10 protein-coding genes are annotated in these 10,451 nt (G+C 59.7%); 9 read left to right on the forward strand and 1 reads right to left on the reverse strand.

The features are described 5' to 3' along the window. Positions 1-88: 88 nt before the first annotated feature. The gene (desA, locus tag EKA13_RS23940) at positions 89-1,273 is read right to left on the reverse strand and encodes a delta-9 fatty acid desaturase DesA (RefSeq protein WP_065761639.1); all 1,185 of its coding nucleotides are present in this window, start codon (positions 1,271-1,273) and stop codon (positions 89-91) included. Positions 1,274-1,422: 149 nt separating this feature from the next. On the opposite strand from desA, the gene dibA reads away from it, so the two are divergent. From dibA to EKA13_RS23985, 9 genes are all read left to right on the forward strand, one after another. Next, positions 1,423-3,315 carry a phosphodiesterase DibA gene (dibA, locus tag EKA13_RS23945; protein ID WP_083199898.1) on the forward strand — a complete coding sequence of 631 codons (1,893 nt, stop codon included), beginning with the start codon at positions 1,423-1,425 and terminating at the stop codon, positions 3,313-3,315. A gap of 212 nt (positions 3,316-3,527) precedes the next feature. After that, positions 3,528-3,710 carry a sulfur starvation response protein OscA gene (oscA, locus tag EKA13_RS23950; protein ID WP_065761641.1) on the forward strand — a complete coding sequence of 61 codons (183 nt, stop codon included), beginning with the start codon at positions 3,528-3,530 and terminating at the stop codon, positions 3,708-3,710. Positions 3,711-3,767: 57 nt separating this feature from the next. Then, the gene (locus EKA13_RS23955; protein WP_065761642.1) at positions 3,768-4,775 is read left to right on the forward strand and encodes a sulfate ABC transporter substrate-binding protein; all 1,008 of its coding nucleotides are present in this window, start codon (positions 3,768-3,770) and stop codon (positions 4,773-4,775) included. An 87-nt stretch (positions 4,776-4,862) separates the two neighbouring features. Next, positions 4,863-5,681: a sulfate ABC transporter permease subunit CysT gene (gene cysT / locus EKA13_RS23960; protein WP_065761643.1), complete on the forward strand. Its 819-nt coding sequence runs from the start codon at positions 4,863-4,865 to the stop codon at positions 5,679-5,681. Between the two features lie 14 nt (positions 5,682-5,695). Continuing rightward, positions 5,696-6,568 carry a sulfate ABC transporter permease subunit CysW gene (cysW, locus tag EKA13_RS23965; protein WP_065761644.1) on the forward strand — a complete coding sequence of 291 codons (873 nt, stop codon included), beginning with the start codon at positions 5,696-5,698 and terminating at the stop codon, positions 6,566-6,568. 3 nt (positions 6,569-6,571) lie between these two features. Further along, positions 6,572-7,561, forward strand: coding sequence for a sulfate/molybdate ABC transporter ATP-binding protein (locus tag EKA13_RS23970; protein ID WP_065761645.1), 990 nt, complete (start codon positions 6,572-6,574; stop codon positions 7,559-7,561). A 197-nt stretch (positions 7,562-7,758) separates the two neighbouring features. Further along, positions 7,759-8,340, forward strand: coding sequence for an alpha/beta hydrolase (locus EKA13_RS23975; protein ID WP_065761646.1), 582 nt, complete (start codon positions 7,759-7,761; stop codon positions 8,338-8,340). Positions 8,341-8,405: 65 nt separating this feature from the next. Continuing rightward, positions 8,406-9,257 (forward strand): sigma 54-interacting transcriptional regulator, encoded by an 852-nt coding sequence (locus tag EKA13_RS23980; protein WP_065761647.1) that lies wholly within the window; start codon positions 8,406-8,408, stop codon positions 9,255-9,257. Between the two features lie 152 nt (positions 9,258-9,409). Then, positions 9,410-10,195, forward strand: coding sequence for a MetQ/NlpA family ABC transporter substrate-binding protein (locus EKA13_RS23985; protein WP_065761648.1), 786 nt, complete (start codon positions 9,410-9,412; stop codon positions 10,193-10,195). Positions 10,196-10,451: the final 256 nt, after the last annotated feature.

A 10,451-nucleotide genomic window follows, 5' to 3' on the forward strand; every position in this document is an offset into this window, starting at 1 on the left:
CCACGCGGACGATATGCTTGTAAGAGCTGGAAAGTGTGCTGAAGTTCCGGTCGGCGCGCCCTTGGGAAGGGCGCGCCGATCAACGGCATCAGGCCAGGGCGGGGCGTAGCGAGTAGGTTTTCAGTTGGGCAGCGAATTCGCGTAGCGACTGGATGCCGCTGGCCTCGGCTTCGTGTACCCAGTCCTTTATTGCGGCCAGCATGTCATGGCCGTTGGCGCTGGTGCGAGCCCAGATCTGTTGCAGTGCCAGACGCTTTTCATAGATGGTGCGCAGTGTCTGGCTGTGCTCGAGCATGCTCTGGATGTGCAGGTGATGGCGGTCTTCCAGCAGGCTGGTTTCACGAGACAGCAAGCGCTTGGCGCGGCGGAACTGATGACGCACCGAGCCGTCGACCCGTGCCAGCTCCTGTTTGACCAACGGACCAATTACCAGCTTGCGGTACTGCGCCATGATCTGGAAACGGTTGTTGAGGATGGCCATGGCGGTGTCCATGTCCAGTTGGCCCTTGCCTGCAACCCGGTGGGCGATGGGCGCGACACGTTGCACCTTGGCCAGCCCCAGCAGGCTGAACAGCTTGATCCAGGCCCAACCCATGTCGAACTCCCAGCTCTTGACCGAGAGCTTGGCCGAATTCGGGTAGGTGTGGTGGTTGTTGTGCAGTTCTTCGCCACCAATGATGATGCCCCACGGCACCAGGTTGGTCGCGGCGTCGCGGCACTCGAAGTTGCGGTAGCCGACGGCATGGCCAAGGCCGTTGACCACGCCGGCGGCCCAGAACGGAATCCACATCATCTGCACGGCCCAGATGGTGATGCCGATGGTGCCGAACAGCAGCAGGTCGATGATTGCCATCAGGGCGATGCCGCCCAGCTTGTAGCGCGAGTAGAGGTTGCGCTCGATCCAGTCCTCTGGGCAGTTCTTGCCATAGATACGCAGGGTTTCCGGATTGCGTGCCTCTTCCCGGTAGAGTTCGGCCCCTTTGCGCATCACCGTGGACAGGCCCTTTACGACCGGGCTGTGCGGGTCGTCGACGGTTTCGCACTTGGCGTGGTGCTTGCGGTGGACGGCGGTCCACTCACGGGTGTTCTGTGCGGTGGTCAGCCACAGCCAGAAACGGAAGAAATGCTTGAGCCCGGCGTTGAGTTCCAGCGCGCGGTGAGCGGAATAGCGGTGCAGATAAACCGTGACGCTGACAATGGTCACGTGGGTCATCAGCAGCGTGACTGCCAGCAGTTGCCAGGCGGATAAATCGAGTAAACCGTTGTACCACATAGCCGGGTTGGCCCTCGTAGAGCAAAAAAAGCAAGGAACATTATCCCTGGCGAGTCAAATAAAACCAGTTGTGCTTTTAGATAGGAGTTCACTGGGAATTTCTGCCACTATAATGCCTTTCCAAATTGTGTGGGTTTACTTGGCACATTATGTCTGTTTCTGCACGAGATGCACTGCGCATGGCTGCGCTCTATCTGGTGTTATCAGTCCTGTGGCTCGGGCTGTCTGACCAAATACTAAGCCGTCTTTTCGATGATCCTGCCCAGCTGTTGCGCTGGCAGATGGTCAATGCTTTCGTGTGGGTGCTCTGCACCACCCTGTTGATCTTCTATTCGCGTGTGCGCCTGTTGAAATTTATCGGCGTCGGTGCCCGTTTGCGCCGCGAAGACCGGGAGCGCCTGCGAATGGCTGCGGCCGTCTTCGACAGCACCCTTGAGGGGGTGCTGGTGACCAACCGCCAGGGCTTGATCGTGCATGTAAACCGGGCGTTCATGCGAATTACCGGCTACCAGAAAGAGGAAGTGATCGGTCACCGGCCGAACAAGTTCAAGTCGGGTCGGCATGGTTCGCAGTTCTACCAGGAGATGTTCGCGGCCCTCGCGCAAAAGGGCGAGTGGAGCGGTGAAATCTGGAACCGGCGTAAAAGCGGCGAGGTCTACCCGCAGTGGCAAACCATCTGTGCGATTCTCGACGATAGCGGTTTTGTGAGCCACTATGTCGCTGTTTTCAGCGATATTAGCGCAATCAAGCACACGGAGCGCGAGCTGGCCTACCTGGCGCATCACGACCCGCTGACCAGCCTGCCCAATCGCCTGCTGTTCAATGACCGTACCGCCCAGGCGCTGGCAGCGGCGCAAACCAACAAGCGCGGATGCGCCCTGTTGCTGCTCGACCTCGATCACTTCCAGAGTATCAACGACAGCCTGGGGCACAACATTGGTGACCAGTTGCTCAAGTCTGTTGGCGAACGCCTCAAGGGCGCGATCGGCGAAGGGGTGACACTGGCGCGCCTGGGGGGCGATGAGTTTGCGGTATTGCTGGAGAATTGCTCGCAGCTTGGCCAGGCGGCGGTGATGGCGCAGAACATCATCGACAGCATGAAGGCCCCCATTGAGCTGGATAACCATCGTCTGTTCACCAGTGTCAGTATCGGTATCAGCCTGTTCCCCAGTGATGCACTGAGCGCTGAGCAACTGTTGCGCAATGCCGACTCGGCGTTGTTCAAGGCCAAGGGTAATGGTCGTGCAGGTTATGCGCTGTACACCGAAGAGCTGACTGCCCACGCTCAGCAGCGGGTGGAAATTGCCGCCGAATTGCGCCGTGCGCTGGATCAGGAAGAGCTGCGGGTGTACTACCAACCGGTGCACGACCTGAGCAGTGGGCGGATGATCGGTGTCGAGGCGTTGGTACGCTGGCAGCATCCGCAACGCGGCCTGGTGCCGCCGGGAGAGTTCATCCCGATTGCCGAGCGCACGGGTTTGATCTCCGATATCGACACCTGGGTCATGCGCCAGGCTTGCCTGCAGATGGTCCAATGGCAGCGCGAGGGCAAGCCCCTGGACTTTATTGCGGTAAACGTTTCCAGCCGTTTGTTCGTGCACCGAGACTTGTACCAGCTTGTTGCTCAGATACTGCATGAAACCCAACTGGCGCCCGCCTTTCTGGAGCTTGAAGTGACCGAAAGTGCAGTCATGGAAGACCCTGAGGTGGCGCTTGAGCAACTGCATCGCTTGCGTGAGCTTGGCTTGCGCCTGGCCATCGATGACTTTGGTACGGGCTATTCCTCGCTGCTGCGCCTCAAGCGCCTGCCGGTGCAGAAGCTGAAGATCGACCAGGGCTTTGTGGCCGGTTTGCCGAGTGATGAAGACGACATGGCGATTGTCCGGGTAATCATTGCATTGGCTCGAAGCATGGGTATGCAGATCCAGGCCGAAGGCATCGAGCATGCCGAGCAGTCGCAATGTCTGCTGGAGCAGCAGTGCGACCTGGGGCAGGGCTATTGGTATGGCCGTCCGGTTCCGGCGCAGCAAGTGCGTTGGTAAACCCTGTGCATCGCCGGCAAGGCCGGCTCCTGCATGCGTTGCAGCACCCGTAGGAGCCAGCCGTGCTGGCGGTAAGCACTAAAAGTTATATAAAAATTCTCAAATAGTATTTTTAAGAATATTCAGCCCTCTCTAAGATTGCCCTCAAGCCAGCGCAGTCGCTTACATCCCCTGCTACTGCACGGCACCCTTTAGCCACAGGAGTACGGGTTATGAGCGCATCGTTGCGTAGCGTTGATGGACAGGACGAAGCCACCATTCTGCGGGAGATCCAGAGCGCTCTGCGCGATCTGCGATTCGGTGCCGTGGAGATCACTGTTCATAACGCCCAAGTCGTCCAGATCGAACGCAAGGAAAAATTCCGGTTGCAGAACGCCAGCAACAAGGCGAGCTGAAGCCTCGTAGCAACCTGCCTACACATTAGAAGAAAAGCCAACGTCAGGAGCTTCACCATGTCCATTCGCCGTTATGCTCTGGCGGCTCTCGCCAGTGCCGTTTTTGCCGGTTCCGCCATCGCCAAGGACTACGAGCTGCTGAACGTGTCCTACGATCCGACCCGTGAGCTGTACCAGCAGTACAACGCCGAGTTCATCAAGCACTGGCAGCAGGCTCACCCGGACGACAAGGTGCAGATCCAGCAGTCCCACGGCGGTTCGGGCAAACAGGCTCGCGCGGTCATCGACGGCCTGCGCGCCGACGTGGTCACCCTGGCCCTGGCGGGCGACATCGATGAAGTCGCCAAGCTCGGCAAAGGCTTGCCGGAGAACTGGCAGACCCGCCTGCCGGACGCCAGTACCCCTTACACCTCGACCATCGTTTTCCTGGTACGCAAGGGCAACCCCAAAGGCATCAAGGACTGGGGCGACCTGATCAAGAAAGACGTGTCGGTGATTACCCCGAACCCGAAAACCTCCGGGGGCGCACGTTGGAACTTTCTTGCTGCCTGGGCCTACGGCCTGAAAGCCGGCGGCAGTGAAGCCAAGGCGCAGGAGTATGTGAAGGAACTGTTCAAGCGTGTGCCTGTGCTGGACACCGGTGCCCGCGGCTCGACCATTACCTTCGTCAACAATGGCCAGGGTGACGTGCTGCTGGCCTGGGAGAACGAGGCGTTTCTGGCATTGAAGGAAGACGGCGGCAGCGACAAGTTCGAGATTGTCGTACCGTCCCTGTCGATCCTGGCTGAGCCGCCAGTTGCCGTGGTCGACAAGAATGCCGAGAAAAAAGGCAACGAGGCCATTGCCCAGGAGTATCTCAAGTACCTGTACAGCCCGGCCGGGCAGAAGATCGCCGCAGAGAACTTCTATCGTCCGCGTGATGTGAAAGTGGCGGCCGAGTATGCCAAGCAGTTCCCGAAATTGGACCTGGTAACTATCGACAAAGATTTCGGTGGCTGGAAAACTGCGCAGCCCAAGTTCTTCAACGATGGCGGGGTGTTCGATCAGATCTACACGGCGCAGTGAATTGTCACCGCCAGGATGAAAGCCGTTCAGTAGCCAGCATGGGCCCGGGATTCGTTCCGGGCTTACTGCGTTCAACCAAGGACCTTTATGTCACGTCGTATCTCCCCCGTCATACCCGGCTTCGGGCTGACGCTGGGCTACACCTTGGTGTACCTCAGCCTGATTGTGCTCATACCGCTGGGGGCGATGTTCGTCCATGCCTCCCAGCTTACGTGGGAGCAGTTCTGGGCCATCGTCAGTGCTCCGCGCGTGCTGGCGGCGCTCAAGCTCAGTTTTGGCACTGCATTGTACGCTGCCGTAATCAACGGCCTGATCGGTACGCTGCTGGCCTGGGTGCTGGTGCGCTACACCTTTCCGGGGCGCAAGATCATTGATGCAATGATCGACTTGCCGTTTGCCCTGCCAACTGCCGTCGCCGGTATTGCCTTGACCGCGCTGTATGCGCCGACCGGGTTGGTCGGTCAGTTCGCCACTGACCTGGGCTTCAAGATCGCCTACACGCCGTTGGGTATCACCCTGGCACTGACCTTCGTCACCTTGCCATTCGTGGTGCGTACGGTGCAGCCGGTGCTGGCCGACATCCCGCGGGAAGTCGAAGAGGCCGCGGCCTGCCTTGGCGCCAAACCCTTGCAGGTGTTCCGTTATGTATTGGCGCCCGCGCTGCTGCCCGCTTGGCTGACCGGCTTTGCCCTGGCTTTTGCCCGAGGCGTCGGTGAATACGGATCGGTGATTTTCATCGCCGGCAACATGCCGATGAAAACCGAGATCCTGCCGTTGTTGATCATGGTCAAACTGGACCAGTACGACTACACCGGTGCTACCGCTATCGGCGTGTTGATGCTGGTGGTTTCCTTCATTCTGCTGCTGCTGATCAACTTGTTGCAGCGGCGCATCGAAACCCCGTGAAGGAGGCTTTGTCCATGTCTACGTCTTCCCTTGGCGCAGCCGCTTCGGCCAATGCCGCTCGCCGTGGCAGCGCAGTGTCACGACGGGTGCTAATCGGTCTTGGCTGGCTGATCTTTGCCGTGTTCCTGTTGTTGCCATTGTTCATCGTGGTGTCCCAAGGCCTGAAAATGGGCCTGGGTACGTTTTTCAGTGCGATCTTTGAGCCCGATGCCCTCTCGGCATTGAAACTGACCCTGATTGCCGTGGCCATCTCGGTGCCGCTGAACCTGGTGTTTGGTGTCAGCGCGGCCTGGTGCGTCAGTAAGTACAACTTCCGTGGCAAGAGCATCCTGGTGACGCTGATCGACCTGCCGTTCTCGGTGTCACCGGTCATCGCCGGCCTGGTCTACGTGTTGATGTTCGGTGCCCAGGGCCTGTTCGGGCCGTGGCTGCAGGAGCACGATATTCAGATCGTCTTTGCGTTGCCGGGGATTGTCCTGGCGACCATCTTCGTCACCGTCCCCTTCGTGGCCCGTGAGCTGATCCCACTGATGCAGGAGCAGGGCACCCAGGAAGAAGAAGCGGCGCGCCTGTTGGGCGCCAACGGCTGGCAGATGTTCTGGCATGTGACCTTGCCGAACATCAAGTGGGGCCTGATTTACGGTGTGGTGCTGTGTACTGCGCGAGCCATGGGCGAGTTCGGTGCGGTGTCGGTGGTCTCGGGGCACATTCGTGGGGTGACCAACACCCTGCCGCTGCATGTCGAGATCCTCTACAACGAGTACAACCATGTCGCGGCCTTCAGCGTGGCCAGCCTGTTGCTGATCCTGGCGCTCTTCATCCTGCTGCTCAAGCAGTGGAGCGAGTCCCGCATTAACCGTCTGCGCCACAACGCAGCGGAGGAATAATTCATGTCGATCGAAGTTCGTAACGTCAGCAAGCGCTTCAACGCTTTCCAGGCCCTGGACAGCATCAACCTGGATATCCACAGCGGCGAGCTGGTGGCATTGCTTGGCCCCTCCGGCTGCGGCAAGACCACGCTGCTGCGCATTATCGCCGGGCTGGAAACCCCGGATCAGGGCAGCATCGTTTTCCATGGCGAGGACGTCTCCGGCCACGACGTGCGCGACCGTAACGTCGGCTTCGTGTTCCAGCACTATGCGCTGTTCCGCCACATGAGCGTGTTCGACAACGTCGCCTTCGGCCTGCGCATGAAGCCCAAGGCCGAGCGCCCGAGCGAGAGCAAGATCGCCGAGAAAGTTCACGAACTGTTGAACATGGTTCAACTCGACTGGCTTGCAGACCGCTACCCCGAGCAATTGTCCGGTGGCCAGCGCCAACGTATTGCCCTGGCTCGCGCCCTGGCAGTAGAGCCCAAGGTATTGCTGCTCGACGAGCCCTTCGGCGCCCTGGATGCCAAGGTGCGCAAGGAGCTGCGCCGCTGGCTGGCGCGGCTGCACGAAGACATCAACCTGACCTCGGTGTTCGTGACCCACGACCAGGAAGAGGCCATGGAAGTCGCGGACCGTATCGTGGTGATGAATAAGGGCGTGATCGAGCAGATCGGCTCGCCGGGGGATGTCTATGAGCACCCTGCCAGCGACTTTGTTTATCACTTCCTGGGCGATTCCAACCGGTTGCACCTGAGCGAAGGTCATCACGTGCTGTTCCGGCCGCACGAAGTGTCGTTGTCGCGCCATGAGATGGAAGGCCACCACGTCGCTGAAGTGCGGGACATCCGCCCCTTGGGTGCGACGACCCGGGTCACCCTCAAGGTCGAGGGGCAGAGCGAGTTGATTGAAGCCGAAGTGGTCAAGGATCACGACAGCCTGACCGGGCTGGTGCGTGGCGAGACCTTGTTCTTCAAGCCGAAGGTTTGGCAGAAAGTCGCGAACATCTAACCGTACGCGAGCGTTTCAGGGGCCGTTCCTTGGCAGGGTGCGGCCCCTTTTTTATTGCGCTCCAGTGCTCACCGAGCGCCCAGATTGTCACGCGAACTATTGGTTTTGGTTATTACCAAATAGCTTCTTATTCCTTTACGAATATAACCCTCGCCCTATACTGGTCCTCAAGCACGCAAGCCTGCAGGAGGCGTCCCATGTCCAACACGTCGATTCGTTACCTGATAGTGCCGGGTTGGCAGGGTTCGCCAGAGGATCACTGGCAGAGTTACTGGCAACAAAGCCTGCCCAATAGTGCCCGGGTCGAACAGGCTGACTGGTTGACGCCACGGCGTGAAGACTGGGTGGCAGCGCTGGAGCAGGCTATCGCGGCCGATGCAGCGCCGGTCATTCTGATTGCCCACAGCCTGGGCTGCATCACTGTCGCCCATTGGGCGGCGCAGGCCAGTGCCAACCTGTTGCGCCGGGTGCGTGGTGCCCTGCTGGTGGCGCCGGCGGATGTCGAGCGCCCTACCTGTGCGCCGGCCTTGCGCAACTTCGCACCGATCACGCAACAGGTATTGCCATTCCCTTGCCAGGTGGTCGGCTCCGACAACGACCCGGCGGCCAGCGCTCCACGGGTGATGCAACTGGCCCGGGCCTGGGGGGCTGAAGCGGGGATTCTCTCCGGCGCCGGTCACATCAACGTGAAGTCCGGGCATCGTCGCTGGGAACAAGGGTTTGCTTACCTGTATCGCCTGCAGAGCCGGTTGGAACAAGACGCCTTGCGCCGCGCCTGATCCCAAGGCGTTAACCACTTCTATCTGAAACGCCTGGTCGCCTGGTGGCCGGGCGGGAGTTTGCCATGCCCATTCATGACACCCACGGCCAGCCGTTGCTGACCTTTCCTGAACTGGACAAGAGCCCGCTCAGTATTCGCGCCAAGGCGCTGGTGTTCGTTGACCCTCGCTCACGGCAGTTGCGTGAGGAGCTGGAGCAGCTTGCACCGCTGGGCCTGCCGGTATTGATTCGCGGCGAAACCGGTACCGGCAAGGAGTTGTTGGCGCGGCAGATCCACCGGGCCAGTGATCGCAGCGGGTTGTTCGTTTCGGTGAACTGCGCAGCCATCAGCCCGACCTACGCCGATGCTGAATTGTTTGGCTACAGTGCGGGCGCCCATAGTGGGACCGCCAGTAGCCGGGCCGGTTGGTTCGGCTCGGCCAATGGCGGCACCTTGTACCTGGATGAGATCGCCGATTTACCGTTGCCGATTCAGGTCAAGTTACTGGCCGCGCTGGAGACGCGAGAAGTCACCCGCGTTGGCGCGCAGCAACCGAACCCGGTGGACGTGCGTCTGGTGGCGGCCTCAAGCATCGACCTGGCATTGGCGGTGCGTGCGGGAAAGTTCCATGAGCGGCTCTACCACTACCTGCATGAGGGGCATTTGACCCTGCCGGCCTTGCGCGAGCGGGTCGGAGACATCTTGCCGTTGGCCGAGTACTTCGTCGGTATCTACAGCCAGCGGCTGAACGTGCCGGTTCCGCTGATCAGTGAGGCGGCACAGCGCGTACTGGAGGCGCATTGCTGGCCCGGCAATACCCGTGAGCTGGAGAACGTTATCCACTTTGCCTTGCTGGTCAGCACCGGTGACGAGATCCTGCCAGAGCACCTGAGCTTGCCGGCGTTCATCGTTGCGGATACTCGGGCGCAGGGTTGAAGGGCAGATTCTCGAAATGGAATAAGCCTCTAAATAAAAGGTATTGTTCTGGAATAAAAAATCTCGGTATTGTCCACCTCACGCCAGTCTTCAATGACGGGCATCTTCTTTTTGCCGTCGTCTGATGGCCATGATTCGAATAAGGACTGTGCATGAAAAAGGTTCTGCTGTTCACTGCTCTGGCGACGGCGCTGTCGGTAGCCGGCTTTGCCCAAGCGGCTGAAAAACTGGTCGTTGCGGCTACCCCGGTACCCCACGCCGAGATCCTTGAGCTGATCAAGCCAACGCTGGCCAAGGAAGGTGTGGACCTGGAGATCAAGGTGTTCACCGACTATGTGCAGCCTAACGTTCAGGTCGACCAGAAGCGCCTGGATGCCAACTACTTCCAGACCCTGCCGTACCTGAAGAACTTCAACGAAGGTAAAGGGACTCACCTGGAAACGGTGATCGGCGTTCACGTCGAACCGTTCGGTGGCTACTCGAAGAAGGTCAAGAGCCTCTCCGAGCTCAAGGACGGTGCAACCGTTGCGATCCCGAACGAGGGTAGCAACAGCGGTCGTGCCCTGCTGCTGTTGCAGAAGGCGGGTCTGATCACCCTGAAAGATCCGAAGAATGCCCTGGCTACGCCGAAAGACATCGCCGAGAACCCGAAGAAACTCAAGTTCCGCGAGCTTGAATCGGCCATGCTGCCGCGTGTGCTGGACCAGGTCGATCTGGACATGATCAACACCAACTATGCGCTGGAAGCCGGTCTGAACCCGGCCAAAGATGCGCTGGTCATCGAAGGCAGCGACTCGCCTTACGTGAACTTCCTGGTCGCCCGTCCAGACAACAAGGACAGCGCCGCTATCCAGAAGCTGGCCAAAGCCCTGACCAGCCCTGAAGTGAAAGCGTTCATCGAGAAGAAATACCAGGGTGCGGTACTGCCAGCGTTCTGATACGCCCAGCGCCTGCCGGGCGCATTGCTCTTGCGCGGTGCTTGCATCGCGGGCAAGCCCGCTCCCACAGAAAATACGGTGGTCTGCGCGGATCGCTGTAGGAGTTGGCTTGCCAACGATGCAGGCGCCGCGCACTCACTGGCACTGCGCCGAAGCCATCGCAGGCAAGCCTGCTCACACGACCTCCCGCTAACCTGAAACGCCGACGCAGATGCCTGGGTCGGCGTTTTTTTATGCGTGTCGGTCTTCGCTGGCA

It is taken from the genome of Pseudomonas defluvii (assembly GCF_001695625.1).
GTDB classification, from domain to species: domain Bacteria; phylum Pseudomonadota; class Gammaproteobacteria; order Pseudomonadales; family Pseudomonadaceae; genus Aquipseudomonas; species Aquipseudomonas defluvii.

Excerpts from the sequence above, each read along its gene's own strand:
- desA (WP_065761639.1), bottom strand. The coding sequence starts at position 1,273 with ATGTGGTACAACGGTTTACTCGATTTATCCGCCTGGCAACTGCTGGCA.
- dibA (WP_083199898.1), top strand. The coding sequence starts at position 1,423 with ATGTCTGTTTCTGCACGAGATGCACTGCGCATGGCTGCGCTCTATCTG.
- oscA (WP_065761641.1), top strand. The coding sequence starts at position 3,528 with ATGAGCGCATCGTTGCGTAGCGTTGATGGACAGGACGAAGCCACCATT.
- EKA13_RS23955 (WP_065761642.1), top strand. The coding sequence starts at position 3,768 with ATGTCCATTCGCCGTTATGCTCTGGCGGCTCTCGCCAGTGCCGTTTTT.
- cysT (WP_065761643.1), top strand. The coding sequence starts at position 4,863 with ATGTCACGTCGTATCTCCCCCGTCATACCCGGCTTCGGGCTGACGCTG.
- cysW (WP_065761644.1), top strand. The coding sequence starts at position 5,696 with ATGTCTACGTCTTCCCTTGGCGCAGCCGCTTCGGCCAATGCCGCTCGC.
- EKA13_RS23970 (WP_065761645.1), top strand. The coding sequence starts at position 6,572 with ATGTCGATCGAAGTTCGTAACGTCAGCAAGCGCTTCAACGCTTTCCAG.
- EKA13_RS23975 (WP_065761646.1), top strand. The coding sequence starts at position 7,759 with ATGTCCAACACGTCGATTCGTTACCTGATAGTGCCGGGTTGGCAGGGT.
- EKA13_RS23980 (WP_065761647.1), top strand. The coding sequence starts at position 8,406 with ATGCCCATTCATGACACCCACGGCCAGCCGTTGCTGACCTTTCCTGAA.
- EKA13_RS23985 (WP_065761648.1), top strand. The coding sequence starts at position 9,410 with ATGAAAAAGGTTCTGCTGTTCACTGCTCTGGCGACGGCGCTGTCGGTA.